Source organism: Mycobacterium sp. DL592 (assembly GCF_011694515.1).
Lineage (GTDB): Bacteria > Actinomycetota > Actinomycetes > Mycobacteriales > Mycobacteriaceae > Mycobacterium.
Map to the genome: position 1 here is coordinate 1,355,667 of NZ_CP050192.1, position 15,491 is coordinate 1,371,157.

The window sequence follows — 15,491 nt, forward strand, 5'->3', positions numbered from 1 at the left end:
ATCTCGCATCGGGGCGGACGAGCGGATTCCCGGGAAGGCATAACGGGCAGTGTTAGTTCGAGGTGCGGCAACGGTGGCGCTGGTGGGTAGCTTGTTGGCGGCCGCGATGGCCCCGGCCTCCGCCGACCCCGACCCCGCCGCCCCGGACGCCCAGCCGGTGTCCGCAGCACCCGATCCGGGTGCCCCTCCTGTCGACGACGGCAGGGTCGAATCCACCCCGCCCGCGGTCACGAAGTCGCCCGACGGCTGGACCCTGACCATTTCGGCCAAGGACGAGGTCCAGATGCCGTCGGCTCCACTGACCACCGCGATCTCGTCGCGCGAATACATCGTCGGCGGGGTCTACAACGGCTCGCTCAGCGGCGGCGGCGACTCGCCCAAAGGAGTGTTCGAGGTCGGCTACCAGATCGGCTGCGGCATCGACATGAGCACCTCCAACGGCGTCTCCCTGACCGGGACGGCCGGCATCAGCCCGTCGATCGGCTACTTTGGTTTGGACTTTCCCGGCGTGCTGCCCGACGGCATCTCACCGGGCCTCGGCGCCAACATCGGCGGCGGCATCACCGTCGGCCTCAAGCCGGGCATCATCAACGTCGTCCCGGTGACCAAAAAGGAGTACAAGGGCGCCGCGCCCTGGGTCTCCATCAGCAACTTCCACGTCAAGATCGACGGCTGTGTGGGGGAGTCCTTCATCCGGTCGTATGCGACACTGACCAAATCCACCGACGAGGGTGACGCCATCCTGTCCTGGTACGGGGTCACCAAAAAAATCTGAGCGACCCCCGACTGTGCGGGTTATGCACGCTGCGGGGCCGTTTCGTGTGCACAGGGCCCACAGTGGTCAGCCCTACGGGAACCTCTTGATGCAGCGGTCCTCGTCGCCGAGCACACCGATGCGGAACGCGTCAATGCGGGAAAACCCGGCAGGCACGGTCTCGCCGTTGACATCGCTGGCAACCAGGCCGTTGGTCAGCAACCCCGACACCGCCTCGTCGATATCGCCCGCGGTCAGCGCGACCGTGTTGCCGTCGGGGGTGGTGACCTCCTTGGACAGCTTCGTGGTGGCCACGCCCGTCAGGCACGCGGTACGCAGCCCCGCCTCGGCATTGTCGAGGACCAGCCCACCCTGCTGATGCTGCAGCGACAGCATGTAGCGCGACACCAGCGCCGAGTACGCGGTGTTGTCACCCTGCACCAGCGAGGTCTGGTCACCCTCGTTGGACGTGCCCATCTTCTGCAGGCCCGGCAGGTCGACGGCGATGGTGTTGGTCGACGGGCAGAACGACACCGGCGGGCTCGGCCGGGCGACTGGGCAAGCCGACGCCTTGCTGGCGTCGAAGGTCAGCTGCGGCGGGTTCTTCGGGGAGAACAGGATGTTCATCGCGTCGACGATGGACTTCGTCGACTCCTCGCTGACCGGCCACTCGCCGGTCTGGTCGGACTGCAACTCGACGGGCAGATCGCCGCGGCGCTGACCGATCTCCTGGGCGTCGATCGCCTTGCACGACGACGCCCCGTCGGTGAACCCGAACTGGAAGGCCGAGATCCGCTCGAACGCCGAGCCGTGCTCGTCGCCGGTGTCGTAGTAGTCGTCCTGGCTCAGCAACGGGTCGCGGAAGGAGATCATCGCGGCCAGCAGATTGTTCAGGCCGTCGCCGGTGGACAGGGTGAAGCGCGGCGAGTTGCCCTCGGCGACCCAGCGCATGTACACCCCGGCCAGGCAGTCGGCCTGCTGCTCGGCGACCAGGGTCGGGGTGCCCTTCTTGTTCAGCTTGGCCAGTTTCTGGATGGCATGGCCGTACTCGTGGGCCAGCACCATCGTGATCGCCATGTCACCGTTGGCCGCCTGCAGGGACGGCATCAGCACGCCGCGATCCCAGCCGATGGTGTTGTCGTCCTCGCAGAATGCGGCATTGACCAGGCCGTCGGTGGACTCGTCGCAGAACGTGCCGCCGTAGTCGTCGGAGTTCCACGAGATGAGCGCCTTGACGGGCTCGAACTTGCCGCCGAACGTCTCGCCGTAGGCGGTGTCCCAGAACTTCTCCAGATCGCTGACCGACTGCGCGGCGATCTCGTCGACCTTGCCGCCGTCACCGCCGGTGACCTTTCGGCTGGGTGCCTCGGCGTTGGGTCGCAACCCGCTGTCGCCGTCGACGGCCTGCAGACCGGCCACCTTGAACGGGTCGGCGAAGATCGATACGGGCTTGCCCGAGATGGTCGAGCCGCAGCCGGCCAGGACGACCGCGGCGCCTGCAACGGCGAGCAGGCGTGCGAGATGTCGTCGGCGCATGGGGCCACCCCTCCCAGGGGTCGGGCATCAGTGGGAATTTCGCTCCAACAATAGTGTGGTTGTCGGGCGCTACCGATCCCAATTCAGCGCGCGACGTCGCCGCGCAATCGTTGAAGTGCGTGTTTGGCGCGCTCGGCGTCGGTGGTGGTCCAGAACGGCGGCAGCGACGCGCGAAGGTAGCCACCGTAACGGGCGGTGGCCATCCGGGAGTCGAGCACGGCGACCACCCCGCGATCCTCGGCGCGGCGCAGCAACCGGCCCGCTCCCTGGGCCAGCAGCAGGGCGGCGTGTGCGGCGGCGACCGCCATGAAGCCGTTGCCGCCGTGGGCCGCGACGGCGCGCTGTCGTGCGGTCAGCAGCGGATCGTCGGGCCGCGGGAACGGGATCCGGTCGATGAGGACCAGCGACAGCGACGGCCCGGGAACGTCGACGCCCTGCCACAGTGACAGCGTGCCGAACAGCGAGGTCTCCGGGTCGGCGGCGAACTTGGCGACCAGCGCCGCGGTGTTGTCCTCGCCCTGGCACAGGATCGGGGTGTCGAGCCGGGCGCGCATCGCCTCGGCGGCGGCTTTGGCCGCGCGCATCGAGGAGAACAGGCCCAGCGTCCGGCCGCCGGCGGCCTCGATGAGTCCGGCGATCTCGTCGAGCTGGGCCTCGCTGCCGGTGCCCTCCCGGCCGGGCGGGGGCAGATGGGCGGCAATGTAGAGAATCCCGGATTTGGCGTGTTCGAACGGTGAACCGACGTCCAGGCCCTTCCATGCCGGTCCGTCGGCCAGACCCCACGACTGGGCCATCGCATCGAAGGATCCGCCGATGCTCAGCGTCGCCGAGGTCAGGACGGCGGTGGCGGTGCCGAACAGCCGCCCGCGCAGAAGGCCCGACACCGACAGCGGAGCCACTCGTAGTACCGGCCGCACGGTCCCTCCAGCTCCCCGAGTCTCCTCGTGGTCGAGCCACACCACGTCGGTGCGGTCCGGGATCGCCGGGACGAACGAGTCCAGCACCCGCGCCGCGGTATCACCGATCTCGGTCAGCGCTGCGATCGCCTCGGTGCGGGCTGCGGCCGCCTTCGGATCCTTCGGGGACGGGTCGATATCGGCCCGCGCCGAGTTGGCCGCATCACGCAGCGCCGTCAGATAGGTGGCCAGCTCGTCATCGAGGAAATCCATGCGCCCCGGGGTGGCGTCGTGGATGGCCGAGGAGAACGTCGCGACCGCCGCCTCCATTCGCTCGCTGAGCTCCGGGCGCACCAGCCGGCCGATCCGCCGTGCCGTGACACCGAGCGGCGCGGGGGTCAGCTCGCCGGTAGCCACCGACGTCACCCGGTCGACGAGCTCATGCGCCTCGTCGACGATGACGTACTCGTGCTCGGGCAGCACCGACGCCTCGGCGATCGCGTTGATCGCCAGCAGGGCGTGGTTGGTGACGACGACGTCGGCATTGCCGGCCACACCGCGCGCCTTCTCCGAGAAACAGTCCGCACCGTACGGGCAGCGGGCCATCCCGAGGCATTCCCGGGCCGAGACGCTGACCTGTGACCACGACCGTTCGGGCACCCCCGGTGTCAGCTCGTCGCGGTCGCCGGTCTCGGTCTGCGAGGCCCACGCCGTCAACCGCGCCACGTCGCGGCCCAGCGCCGAGGCGGCCATCGGCTCGAACAACTCTACCTGGGACTCGTCCGGTTCGCGGTCGTCGGCGCCGTGGATCTTGTTCAGGCACAAGTAGTTCCGCCGGCCCTTCAGCAACGCGAACCGGGGTCGCCGCGGCAGCACGCCGGCCAGTGAGTCGGCGAGGCGGGGCAGGTCGCGGTCGACGAGCTGACGCTGCAGGGCGATGGTCGCCGTCGACACCACCACCGGCTTCTCCTCGGCGATCGCCCGCGCGATCGCCGGGATCAGATAGGCCAGCGACTTGCCGGTGCCGGTGCCGGCCTGCACGGCCAGATGCTCACCGGACTCCAGCGCATGGGCCACCGCCTCGGCCATCTGCACCTGACCGGGTCGCTGGCTGCCGCCGAGCCCGGCCACCGCGGTGGCCAGCAGGTCGGTGACCGGCGGGAGTTTGTCAGCGCTCACCGATGCCGCACCGGCACCTGGCGGGTGGGGATCGCCGGCTCGCCCTGCGACAGCGCCAGGCCCTCCCACGGCAGGCTGCGAAGTCCGGCCGCCACCAGATCGCGTGCGGCATCCAAACGTGTTGTGGCCAAGGGCTTTCCGTTGCGGACCAGCGCGACCGTCAGCTGCCGCGACGGCTCGGAGGTCTGCGGTGGCTCGTCGACCGGATGGACCACCTCCTCGGTGATCGTCCCGCTGGGGCGCGACAGTCGCGTCGCCGCTTTACGACCGCCGTGGGACTCCTTGTGGCTGCTGCGTTTCTGCACCGGGATCCCGTCGACCTCGACCAGCTTGTAGACCATGCTCGCCGTCGGCGCACCAGAGCCGGTCACCACCGAGGTGCCCACCCCGTAGCTGTCGACGGGATCGGCCCGCAGCGCGGCGATCGAATATTCGTCGAGATCACCGGAGACCACGATCCGGGTGCCGGTGGCCCCGAGTGCGTCGAGCTGTTGACGTACCTGGCGGGCCAGCACCCCGAGGTCGCCGGAGTCGATCCGGACCGACCCCAGCCCGGGCCCTGCGACCGCGATCGCATTGGCCACTCCGGCCGTCACGTCGTAGGTGTCGACCAGCAGCGTGGTGTCGAGTCCCAGGGCCTCGACCTGCGCCCGGAACGCGGCAGGCTCGTCGGGCCCGGACGCGGTGGTGTGCAACATCGTGAACGCGTGCGCGCTGGTGCCCAGGGCGGGTACCCCGTGCCGCCGCTGCGCTTCGAGATTCGACGTGCCGGCGAACCCGGCGATATAGGCCGCGCGCGCCGCCGCCACCGCCGCCTGCTCGTGGGTGCGCCGCGAGCCCATCTCGATCAGCGGCCGGCCCTCGGCGGCGCTGACCATGCGGGCCGCCGCCGAGGCGATCGCCGTGTCGTGATTGAAGATCGACAACGCCAGCGTCTCGAGCACCACGCACTCGGCGAACGTGCCGCTGATCGACAGAACCGGCGAGCCCGGGAAGTACAGCTCGCCCTCGGCATAGCCGTCGATGTCACCGCCGAAGCGGAACTGCGCCAGATAGTCCAGGGTCACCGGGTCCAGGAACGACGCCAGCGAATCCAAGGCGGCCTGGTCGAAGACGAACTCGCCCAACGCTTCCAGGAACCGGCCGGTGCCGGCCACCACGCCGTAGCGGCGCCCGTCGGGTAGCCGGCGGGCGAACACCTCGAAGGTGGTCCGACGCCCCGCGGTGCCGTCCCGCAGGGCCGCCGACAGCATCGTCAGCTCGTATTTGTCCGTCAGCAGCGCGGCGGTCACAGCGCAACGGTATCGGCTGCCACGGCATTGGGTCGTTATTGCGGTGGCTCGCTATCCTTGTTCGCATGGGCGCGTCAGCAGCACCGACCCGGCCGGGGACCAGCGGGCAGCAGGCAACCGACACGGTTGAGGCCGTGGACCGCCCGTGGGTCACCATCGTCTGGGATGATCCGGTGAACCTGATGAACTACGTGACCTACATCTTCCAGAAGCTGTTCGGGTACAGCGAGCCGCAGGCGACCAAGCTGATGCTGCAGGTGCACAACGAAGGTAAAGCGGTGGTGTCCTCGGGCAGCCGCGAGTCCATGGAGGTCGACGTGACCAAGCTGCATGCGGCCGGTCTGTGGGCGACCATGCAGCAGGACCGCTGAGTCCGGTCCTAATGCGCAAATGGAAGCGGGTGGAGACCGCTGACGGCCCCCGCTTCCGCTCGGCGCTGGCCCCCCACGAGGCGGCGCTGCTGAAGAACATGGTGCGCTCGGTGCACGGCATGCTCTCCGAGCGCGAATCCGCCGCACCCTCGGATCCGCTGGCCGAGCTCACCGGTATCCGCACCGGCAACTCCCAGCCGCCTGAGGACTCGACCATGCGCAGGCTGCTGCCCGACTTCTTCCGGCCTCAGCGTGAGCACCCGGCGGGTTCGGCCGCGGCGGAAAGCCTCAACGGCGCACTGCGCAGCCTGCACGAGCCGGACATCATCGATGCGAAAAAGGCTGCCGCCCAACGAGTTCTGGACACTCTGCCGGATGACGGGGCCCGTTTCGAACTGACCGATGAGGACGCGAACGCCTGGATCGCCGCCGTCAACGACGTCCGGCTGGCGCTGGGCGCCATGCTCGAGATCGGCCCGGAGGGCCTTGACCGGCTGCCGCCCGAGCATCCGTTGGCCGGGCACCTAGACGTCTACCAGTGGCTCACCGTGCTGCAGGAGTACCTCGTGCTGGGTCTGATGGGAAAACCGATCCGATGAGCCTGGGCTCGATCACCGATGTCGCGGGCATCCTGGTTGGCCAGCACCACCGGCTTGACCCCGACGCCACCCTCGGCACGGGCTGGGCGTGCGGCAGCACCGTCGTCATCGCCCCACCGGGAACCGTCGGGGCCGTCGACGTCCGCGGCGGTGCGCCGGGCACCCGCGAGACCGATCTGCTCGACCCGGCCAACAGTGTCCGCCACGTCGACGCCGTCGTGCTCAGCGGCGGCAGCGCCTACGGTCTCGCGGCGGCTGACGGGGTGATGACGTGGCTGGAGGAACAGGGCCGCGGCGTCCAGATGGACGGCGGCGTGGTGCCGATAGTTCCGACCGCGGTGATTTTCGATCTTCCCGTCGGCGGCTGGGCGTGCAGGCCGACCGCAGAATTCGGGTTCGCCGCCGCCCACTCGGCGGGCACCGACGTCGCCGTGGGCACGGTCGGAGCCGGTGTCGGGGCGCGGGCCGGCGTCCTCAAGGGCGGTGTGGGTACCGCGTCCATCAAGCTCGACAACGGGGTGACCGTCGGCGCGATCGTCGTGGTGAACAGCGCGGGCAACGTCGTCGACCCCGGCACCGGGCTGCCGTGGATGGCCCGGCTGATCGACGAGTTCGGGCTGGTCGCGCCGCCCGCCGAGGAGATCGCTGCCTTCGCCGCACTGGACGCGAAGTCCGGTCCGCTCAACACCACCATCGCTGTCGTCGCCACCGACGCGGCGCTGAGCCCGATGGCCTGCAACCGGTTCGCGGTCGCCGCCCAGGACGGGCTGGCGCACGCGATCCGGCCCGCCCACACCCCGCTCGACGGGGACACCGTCTTCGCGTTGGCCACCGGCGCCGTCGAGGTCGAACCCGACCCCGACACCCCGGTCGCGATGTCGCCGGAGACCAAGCTGGTCGCGGCATTGGGGGCGGCCGGGGCAGACTGTTTGGCGCGCGCGGTACTGGTCGGCGTGCTGGCCGCCGAAACCGTGGCAGGAATACCGACCTACCGTGACATGTTGCCCGGTGCGTTCGGTGAGCCGACCGCTCGCTGACCGACTGCCCTAGGAGGAGCCCCGCCGTGCTGGTGATCCGTGCCGACCTGGTCGACGCCATGGTCGCCCACGCCCGCGCCGACCACCCCGACGAAGCCTGTGGCGTGCTGGCCGGACCCGAGGGCTCCGACCGCCCGGACCGCCACATCGCGATGCTCAACGCCGAGCGATCCCCGACGTTCTACCGCTTCGACTCCGGCGAGCAACTCAAGGTCTGGCGCGAGATGGACGACAACGACGAGGTTCCCGTCGTCATCTACCACTCGCACACCGCGACCGAGGCCTACCCGAGCCGCACCGACATCTCGTTCGCCTCCGAACCCGACGCGCACTACGTCCTGGTCTCCACCCGCGACCCCGAGCAGCACGAACTGCGCAGCTACCGGATCGTCGACGGCGTCGTCACCGAAGAACCCGTCACCATCGTCGAGCAGTATTAGCCATCAGAAAGGCGCCCCAATGAGTGTCACCGTGTCCATCCCGACGATCCTGCGCAGCCACACCGGCGGGGAGAAGCGTGTCACCGCCGCCGGTGACACGCTGCAGGCAGTGATCGCTGACCTGGAGGCGAACTACTCCGGCATCTCCGAGCGTCTGGTCGACTCAGCCAATGGGGGCAAGCTCAACCGCTTCGTCAACATCTACGTCAACGACGAGGACGTCCGATTCTCCGGCGGGCTGGCCACCGAGATCTCCGACGGCGACTCGGTGACGATCCTGCCCGCCGTCGCCGGCGGCGCGGTGGGGACACCTTGACCCGCTACGACTCGCTGCTGCAGGCGGTCGGGCACACCCCGCTGGTCGGCCTGCCGCGGTTGTCGCCCCGCTGGGACGACACCGCCGACGGGCCGCACGTGCGGCTGTGGGCCAAACTCGAGGACCGTAATCCCACCGGCTCCATCAAGGACCGTCCCGCCCTGCGGATGATCGAGCAGGCCGAGCGCGACGGCCTGGTGAAGCCTGGGACCACGATCCTGGAACCCACCAGCGGCAACACCGGCATCTCGCTGGCGATGGCTGCCCGGCTCAAGGGCTACAAGCTGATCTGTGTGATGCCGGAGAACACCTCGATCGAGCGCCGCCAGATCCTGGAGCTCTACGGCGCCGAGATCATCTTCTCCCCGGCCGAGGGCGGTTCCAACACCGCGGTGGCTACCGCCAAGAAACTGGCCGCCGAGCATCCCGACTGGGTGATGCTCTACCAGTACGGCAACCAGGCCAACGCCGACGCCCACTACTACAGCACCGGACCCGAGCTGCTCGCCGACCTGCCCGAGATCACCCACTTCGTGGCCGGGCTGGGCACCACCGGAACCCTGATGGGCACCGGCCGGTTCCTGCGCGAGCATGTCCCGGGTGTTCAGATTGTGGCCGCCGAGCCGCGCTACGGCGAAGGCGTCTACGCGCTGCGCAACATCGACGAAGGTTTCATCCCGGAGCTGTATGACCCCGACGTGCTCACCACCCGCTACTCGGTGGGCTCGCACGATGCGCTGCGGCGTACCCGCGAACTCGTGCAGGTCGAGGGAATCTTCGCCGGCATCTCCACGGGCGCGATCCTGCACGCCGCGCTGGGGATGGCGGCCAAGGCGATCAAGGCCGGCGAGCGCGCCGACATCGCCTTCACCGTGTGCGACGCCGGATGGAAGTATCTGTCGACCGGTGCCTACGCCGGTAGCCTGGATGAAGCTGAGGACGCCCTGGAGGGCCAGCTCTGGGCATGACATCGGAGGCGTGATGGGATCGGGTACCGGATGAACCAGCCGCTGGGTTATCCGCTGACCCCGGCGCCGGAGCCGAAGAAGCCGCCCGCGTGGAAGGTCGGCGGCGCGACCATCCTGACGTTCGTCGCGCTGCTCTACGTCATCGAGCTCGTCGACCAGCTGTCCGGGCATGCGCTGGACCGCAACGGCATCAGGCCGCTGGAAACCGACGGCCTGTGGGGCATCCTCTTCGCGCCGCTCCTGCACGGCGGCTGGCCACACCTGATCGCCAACACGGTGCCGGCCCTGGTGCTCGGCTTCCTGGTGACGCTGGCGGGCATGTCGCGGTTCGTCTTCGCGACGGCCATCATCTGGGTGCTGGGCGGCCTGGGCACCTGGCTGATCGGCAACCTCGGCTGCAACCTGGAGACCAATCACATCGGTGCGTCGGGGCTGATCTTCGGCTGGCTGGCGTTCCTGCTGGTGTTCGGCTGGCTGACCCGGCACGTCTGGTGGATCGTCACCTCGATCGCGGTGCTGTTGGTCTACGGCGGTGTGCTGTGGGGCGCGGTCCCCGAACTCGACCGCTGCGGCGGGGTGTCCTGGCAGGGCCACCTCTGCGGTGCGATCGCCGGCGTGCTGGCCGCCTACTGGCTGTCCGCACCGGAGCGCAAGGCGCGGCAACGCAAGAAGGCCGGCCAGCTTCCCGGCCTGACCTCATGAGCGACCGCTTCGCACCGGTCGGCATCTTCGACTCCGGTGTCGGCGGGCTGACCGTGGCCCGCTCGATCATCGACCAGCTGCCCGACGAGGACATCATCTACGTCGGCGACACCGGCAACGGACCGTACGGCCCGCTGAGCATCCCGGAGGTCCGCGCCCACGCCCTGGCCATCGGCGACGACCTCGTCGACCGCGGCGTCAAGGCGCTCGTCATCGCCTGCAACACCGCATCCTCGGCGTGCCTGCGTGACGCGCGGGAACGCTACAACGTGCCCGTCGTCGAAGTGATCCTGCCCGCCGTGCGGCGCGCGGTGGCCACCACCCGCACCGGTCGGATCGGCGTGATCGGCACTCAGGCCACCATCGCGTCGGGCGCCTATCAGGACGCGTTCGCCGCGGCCCGCGACGTCGACGTCGCCGCGGTGGCCTGCCCGCGCTTCGTCGACTTCGTCGAGCGCGGTGTCACCAGCGGCCGCCAGGTGCTCAATCTCGCCGAGGGCTACCTCGAACCGCTGCAGCGCGCGCAGGTCGACACGCTGGTTCTCGGATGCACGCACTACCCGCTGTTGTCGGGGCTCATCCAGCTGGCCATGGGCGATCAGGTGACGCTGGTGTCCAGCGCCGAGGAGACCGCAAAGGATCTGCTGCGGGTCCTGACCGAACGTGACCTGCTGCGACCGCATGACGCGCCGGCTGCGACGCGGGTGTTCGAGGCCACCGGTGATCCGGAGTCGTTCCTGGCGCTGGCGTCGCGTTTCCTGGGGCCGGCGATCACCGGGGTCGAACCCGTCGCCCGTCACGTCGGCGCGGAGAAGTGATTCTCGATATTCAAAGCGGTCATGTTTTCCTCTCTGACCACCGGGGCATGGCAAGCTTGTGGGTGTGCGAATCACCGTCCTCGGTTGCTCCGGCAGTGTTGTCGGGCCTGATTCGCCGGCGTCCGGCTATCTGCTGACCGCGCCGGACACTCCGCCGCTCGTCCTGGACTTCGGCGGCGGCGTGATGGGGGCGCTGCAGCGCTACGCCGACCCCAACGACGTCCACGTCCTGCTGTCGCACCTGCACGCCGACCACTGCCTGGATCTGCCGGGCCTGTTCGTGTGGCGCCGCTACCACCCGACACCGGCCAAGGGCCGCGGCATCATGTACGGCCCGAGTGACACCTGGTCGCGGCTGGCAGCGGCGTCCGCACCGATGGGTGGGGAACTCGACGACTTCTCCGACATCTTCGAGGTCCGGCACTGGCAGGACGGCTCGCCCGTGACGTTCGGCGCGCTGACCGTCCTCCCGCGGTTGGTCACCCATCCGACCGAGTCTTTCGGGATGCGCATCACCGACCCGTCCGGGGCGACGCTGGTCTACAGCGGCGACACCGGGGTGTGCGAGTCGCTGGTCGAACTGGCCACCGGCGCCGACGTGTTCCTGTGCGAGGCGTCGTGGACCCACGCACCCGAACGGCCCCCGCATCTGCACCTGTCCGGCACGGAAGCGGGCCGAATGGCCAAGCTGGCCGGGGTCGGGGAGCTGCTGCTCACCCACATCCCGCCGTGGACATCGCGGGAGGACGTCATCAGCGAGGCCAAGGCCGAGTTCGACGGCCCGGTGCACGCGGTGGTCTGCGGGGAGAGCATCGAGATCCGCCGGCACTGACAGGCGCTAGGGTTGCCAGGTGTCACGACGACAAGACGGCAGGCTTGACGACGAGCTGCGCCCGGTAACGATCACCCGCGGCTTCACGTCCCATCCCGCAGGCTCGGTACTCATCACCTTCGGCGAGACCCGCGTCATGTGCACGGCCAGTGTCACCGAGGGTGTCCCGCGTTGGCGCAAGGGCTCGGGGGAGGGCTGGCTGACCGCCGAGTACGCGATGCTGCCCGGTGCCACCCACACCCGCTCGGACCGCGAGTCGGTCAAGGGCCGCCTCGGCGGGCGCACTCAGGAGATCAGCAGGCTGATCGGGCGCTCACTGCGCGCCTGCATCGACCTGAAAGCGTTGGGGGAGAACACCATCGCCATCGACTGCGACGTGCTGCAGGCCGACGGCGGTACCCGCACCGCGGCGATCACCGGTGCCTACGTAGCTCTCTCGGATGCCGTCACCTACCTGGCCGCCGCCGGCAAGCTGTCGGATCCCAAACCGCTGTCGTGCGCCATCTCGGCGATCAGCGTCGGCGTGGTGGACGGCCGGGTGCGGGTCGATCTTCCCTACGAGGAGGACTCGCGCGCCGAGGTCGATATGAACGTGGTGGCCACCGACACCGGGACGCTGGTGGAGATCCAGGGCACCGGCGAGGGCGCGACGTTCCCGCGCACCACACTGGACAAGATGCTCGATGCCGCGCTGGCGGCCTGCGAGACGCTGTTCGCGGTGCAGCGTGAGGCGTTGGAGCTGCCGTACCCCGGGGTGCTGCCCGACGGGCCGACACCGAAGAAGGCGTTCGGAAGCTGACGTCCGGGTTCATGACGCGCCTGTTGGTCGCCAGCCGCAACCGCAAGAAGCTGGCCGAACTGCACCGGGTTCTCGATGCCGCCGGCGTCTCGGGACTGACGCTGGTCTCTCTCGACGACGTGCCCGCCTTCGACGAGGCGCCCGAGACGGGTGCCACCTTCGAGGACAACGCCCTGGCCAAGGCGCGGGACGCCTTCGCGGCCACCGGTCTGCCTGCGGTCGCCGACGACTCGGGCCTGGCGGTCGACGCCCTCAACGGCATGCCCGGCGTGCTGTCGGCGCGATGGGCCGGACGCCACGGTGACGACGTCGCCAACTATGAACTGCTGCTGTCACAGCTGCGCGACGTGCCCGACGAACGGCGCTCGGCGGCGTTCGTGTCGGCCTGCGCGCTGGTGCACGGCCCCGGACCGGACGACCACACCGTGGTGCGCGGCCAGTGGCCCGGCGTCATCGCCCGCGAGCCCCGCGGTGCGGGCGGATTCGGCTACGACCCGATCTTCGTACCGCAGGGCGAGACCCGCAGTGCGGCCGAGCTGAGTCCCACTGAGAAGGACGCGGTTTCCCACCGCGGACGTGCATTGACGCTGCTGTTGCCCGCGCTGCGCGCGCTGGCCGGCTGACACTGTCGTCGGCAATTTGTCTAGCGCATCTAATGTGTCATGATGCTGGCGTGGGTCGTCATTCGGTCCGGGCGACGCACCCCGGTGTTCTGATCGCGGTCCTGGCGGCCGCCGGCATCGCGGTGTCGTTGACCCAGACCCTGATGATCCCGCTGATCCCCGAGCTGCCGGCTCTGTTGAACACCAGCCCGTCGAATGCGTCCTGGACGATCACCGTCACGCTGCTGACGGCCGTGGTGGCCACGCCGGTGTTCGGCCGCCTGGGTGACATGCACGGCCCCAAGCCGATGCTGATGATCTGTGCGGGCACCATGGCGGCCGGTTCACTGCTGGCCGCGGCCACCAGCTCGCTGGTGCCGTTCATCATCGGGCGCGGATTGCAGGGCATGAGCCTACCGATCATTCCGCTGGCCATCAGTGTGCTGCGCTCGGCGCTGCCCGTAGATCGGGTCGGCCCGGCCATGGGACTGATCAGCTCATCGCTCGGCGTCGGTGGCGCGCTGGGCCTGCCGCTGTCGGCGGTGGTGGCCCAGATGGCCGACTGGCACACGTTGTTCTGGGGCGCCGGCGTTCTCGGCATCCTGGCGGTGGTGCTATTTCACTTCCTGGTGCCCGACATCCCGGCCAGCTCGCCGGACAAGTTCGACCCCCTTGGCACCGTGCTGCTCGCGATCGCGTTGGTGACCCTGCTGCTGCCGATCTCCAAGGGGTCGACGTGGGGGTGGACGAGTTCGACCACGCTGTCACTGTTTGCCGTCTCGTTGGTGGTGTTCGGCGTCTTCGCCCGCTGGCAGTTCCGCACTCCGTCACCGATCGTCGATCTCCGGACCACGCTGCGGCGCCCGGTGTTGACCACCAACATCGCGGCGGTGCTGGTGTGTTTCTCGATGTTCGCGTTCGGGCTGGTAGCCCCGCAGGTGCTCGAACTGCCCACCGGGACCGGGCACGGCCTGGGGCAGTCGATGGTGCAGGCCGGTCTGTGGCTGGCCCCGGGCGGGCTCGCGATGATGCTTGCGTCCCCGGTGGCGGCCCGGATGGCCGGGCGTCGCGGTCCCAAGTTCACTCTGGTCTGCGGCTCGGCGATCATCGGGCTCGCCTACCTGGCTGCGCTGTGGCTGATCGCCAGCCCTGCCGCGGTGATGGTGGTCAACATCGCCATCAGCCTCGGGGTGGGCTTCGCGTACTCGTCGTTGCCGGCGCTGATCAACGCCAACGTGCCCATGTCGGAAACGGCCGCCGCCAACGGGATCAACGCTCTGGCACGGTCATTGGGCACGTCGGTGTCCAGCGCGGTGATCGGTGTGGTGCTGGCGACGATGACGATCAGCTACGCCGGGCACACCGTGCCGTCACTGCACGGTCTGCGCACCGCGCTGCTGATCGCAGCCGGTGTCGCGGCGCTGGCCGCGGTCATCGCGATGACGATCCCCGCCGCGGCCGATCTGGACGACGACGTCGCCGCAGACGACTGGCCGGCCGACGAGGCCGAGCTGACCGACGGCCCCTTGGTCAGAGGTTGAGGCGGGCCTTGAGCTCGCGGGTCTGAACCTGCTCGACGATGATGCCGAGCAGCGGGATGGTGCCGGCCAGCAGGACCCCGATGGTCTTGGCGATCGGCCAGCGCACCTTGACCGCCAGGTTCGCGGTGAACAGCAGGTAGATGAAGTAGACCCAGCCGTGCACCACACCGATCCATGTCGGCGGGTTGTCCACCTTCACGATGTACTTCATCACCATCTCGTAGCACAGCGCGATCAGCCAGATGCCCGTCGTCCACGCCATCACCCGGTAGCCGTTGAGCGCGCTGCGGATCTTCTCGATCGGCACGGTCGGCTGGGTGTGGGCTTCCGGGGTGTCGGGTGCGCTCATGTAGTCGTCCTGTTCTGGTGGTGGTCCTCGGCCTTGTCGGCTTCGGCGAGCTCGGCGAGATAGGCGTTGTATTCGCGCATCACCGGATCATCGGATTCTGTTGAGGCCGTGGGACGTTCGGGGAGAAGTCCGGCGGGAATCTCGGTGACGGCGTCGGTGGACGACGGTAGGGTGGGCGGTGCCTGTTCGTAGCGGACGAACTTGCGGTAGGCGTACACACAGAACCCCGCGAACATGGGCCATTGCAGGGCGTATCCGAGGTTCTGGAAGGAGCCCGACGTCGACTCGTAGCGGGTCCATTGCCACCAGCCCAGAGCCAGGCAGCCGCAGGCGGCGACGATCACCAAGGCGATCAGCGCAAACCTGTTGCGGCGGGTCGTGGACACACCACGACGGTACCGTGCCAGGGGTTATGGGTTCATCAGGCCGTGACGATCAGCACTTGGGGCCGACCCTGCGC

General features: G+C 69.1%; 18 protein-coding genes. 13 read left to right on the forward strand and 5 right to left on the reverse strand.

Annotated elements, in window-relative coordinates; translation table 11 throughout:
* Positions 1–49 precede the first annotated feature (49 nt).
* Positions 50–775 carry an MspA family porin gene (locus tag HBE64_RS06570; RefSeq protein WP_371744106.1) on the forward strand — a complete coding sequence of 242 codons (726 nt, stop codon included), beginning with the start codon at positions 50–52 and terminating at the stop codon, positions 773–775.
* Positions 776–847: 72 nt separating this feature from the next.
* Here the strand turns inward: HBE64_RS06570 and HBE64_RS06575 are convergent, their stop codons facing one another.
* The 3 genes from HBE64_RS06575 to HBE64_RS06585 form a co-directional block, all read right to left on the reverse strand.
* Positions 848–2,290 carry a neutral zinc metallopeptidase gene (locus HBE64_RS06575; RefSeq protein ID WP_167099363.1) on the reverse strand — a complete coding sequence of 481 codons (1,443 nt, stop codon included), beginning with the start codon at positions 2,288–2,290 and terminating at the stop codon, positions 848–850.
* Positions 2,291–2,373: 83 nt separating this feature from the next.
* The gene (locus tag HBE64_RS06580; RefSeq protein ID WP_167099366.1) at positions 2,374–4,365 is read right to left on the reverse strand and encodes an ATP-dependent DNA helicase; all 1,992 of its coding nucleotides are present in this window, start codon (positions 4,363–4,365) and stop codon (positions 2,374–2,376) included.
* The gene (locus HBE64_RS06585; RefSeq protein WP_243841614.1) at positions 4,362–5,618 is read right to left on the reverse strand and encodes a nicotinate phosphoribosyltransferase; all 1,257 of its coding nucleotides are present in this window, start codon (positions 5,616–5,618) and stop codon (positions 4,362–4,364) included. The genes HBE64_RS06580 and HBE64_RS06585 overlap by 4 nt, the downstream gene beginning before the upstream one ends.
* 104 nt (positions 5,619–5,722) lie before the next feature.
* Here HBE64_RS06585 and clpS point away from each other — a divergent pair, with 104 nt between their 5' ends.
* From clpS to HBE64_RS06645, 12 genes are read left to right on the forward strand one after another with little or no spacing between them, the layout of a single operon-like run.
* Entirely contained in the window at positions 5,723–6,028 is a 306-nt protein-coding gene (clpS, locus tag HBE64_RS06590) for an ATP-dependent Clp protease adapter ClpS (protein WP_167099372.1), read from the forward strand.
* 11 nt (positions 6,029–6,039) lie between these two features.
* On the forward strand, positions 6,040–6,627 hold the full coding sequence (locus tag HBE64_RS06595) for a DUF2017 domain-containing protein (RefSeq protein ID WP_167099375.1): 588 nt from the start codon (positions 6,040–6,042) through the stop codon (positions 6,625–6,627).
* A 2-nt stretch (positions 6,628–6,629) separates the two neighbouring features.
* Complete coding sequence (locus tag HBE64_RS06600; RefSeq protein ID WP_167108798.1) at positions 6,630–7,664, forward strand: P1 family peptidase; 1,035 nt, start codon at positions 6,630–6,632, stop codon at positions 7,662–7,664.
* 59 nt (positions 7,665–7,723) lie between these two features.
* Positions 7,724–8,104: a Mov34/MPN/PAD-1 family protein gene (locus HBE64_RS06605; RefSeq protein WP_243841615.1), complete on the forward strand. Its 381-nt coding sequence runs from the start codon at positions 7,724–7,726 to the stop codon at positions 8,102–8,104.
* A 19-nt stretch (positions 8,105–8,123) separates the two neighbouring features.
* The gene (locus HBE64_RS06610) at positions 8,124–8,420 is read left to right on the forward strand and encodes a MoaD/ThiS family protein (RefSeq protein ID WP_167099381.1); all 297 of its coding nucleotides are present in this window, start codon (positions 8,124–8,126) and stop codon (positions 8,418–8,420) included.
* A complete protein-coding gene (locus tag HBE64_RS06615) occupies positions 8,417–9,388 on the forward strand; it encodes a PLP-dependent cysteine synthase family protein (protein WP_167099384.1) in 972 nt (323 codons plus the stop codon). Before HBE64_RS06610 ends, HBE64_RS06615 begins: the two co-directional genes overlap by 4 nt.
* Before the next feature lie 30 nt (positions 9,389–9,418).
* Complete coding sequence (locus HBE64_RS06620) at positions 9,419–10,090, forward strand: rhomboid family intramembrane serine protease (RefSeq protein ID WP_167099387.1); 672 nt, start codon at positions 9,419–9,421, stop codon at positions 10,088–10,090.
* On the forward strand, positions 10,087–10,908 hold the full coding sequence (gene murI, locus HBE64_RS06625) for a glutamate racemase (RefSeq protein ID WP_167099390.1): 822 nt from the start codon (positions 10,087–10,089) through the stop codon (positions 10,906–10,908). The genes HBE64_RS06620 and murI overlap by 4 nt, the downstream gene beginning before the upstream one ends.
* Before the next feature lie 58 nt (positions 10,909–10,966).
* Positions 10,967–11,740: a cyclic nucleotide-degrading phosphodiesterase gene (locus tag HBE64_RS06630; RefSeq protein ID WP_167099393.1), complete on the forward strand. Its 774-nt coding sequence runs from the start codon at positions 10,967–10,969 to the stop codon at positions 11,738–11,740.
* A gap of 19 nt (positions 11,741–11,759) precedes the next feature.
* Positions 11,760–12,539, forward strand: a complete 780-nt coding sequence (gene rph / locus HBE64_RS06635; protein WP_167099396.1) for a ribonuclease PH — start codon at positions 11,760–11,762, stop codon at positions 12,537–12,539.
* An 11-nt stretch (positions 12,540–12,550) separates the two neighbouring features.
* On the forward strand, positions 12,551–13,162 hold the full coding sequence (gene rdgB / locus HBE64_RS06640; protein ID WP_167099399.1) for an RdgB/HAM1 family non-canonical purine NTP pyrophosphatase: 612 nt from the start codon (positions 12,551–12,553) through the stop codon (positions 13,160–13,162).
* Positions 13,163–13,212: 50 nt separating this feature from the next.
* Complete coding sequence (locus tag HBE64_RS06645; RefSeq protein ID WP_243841516.1) at positions 13,213–14,682, forward strand: MFS transporter; 1,470 nt, start codon at positions 13,213–13,215, stop codon at positions 14,680–14,682.
* Here the strand turns inward: HBE64_RS06645 and HBE64_RS06650 are convergent.
* The gene (locus tag HBE64_RS06650; RefSeq protein WP_167099405.1) at positions 14,672–15,031 is read right to left on the reverse strand and encodes a DUF3817 domain-containing protein; all 360 of its coding nucleotides are present in this window, start codon (positions 15,029–15,031) and stop codon (positions 14,672–14,674) included. The genes HBE64_RS06645 and HBE64_RS06650 overlap by 11 nt on opposite strands.
* Positions 15,028–15,417 carry a hypothetical protein gene (locus tag HBE64_RS06655; protein ID WP_167099408.1) on the reverse strand — a complete coding sequence of 130 codons (390 nt, stop codon included), beginning with the start codon at positions 15,415–15,417 and terminating at the stop codon, positions 15,028–15,030. The genes HBE64_RS06650 and HBE64_RS06655 overlap by 4 nt, the downstream gene beginning before the upstream one ends.
* Positions 15,418–15,491 lie beyond the last annotated feature (74 nt).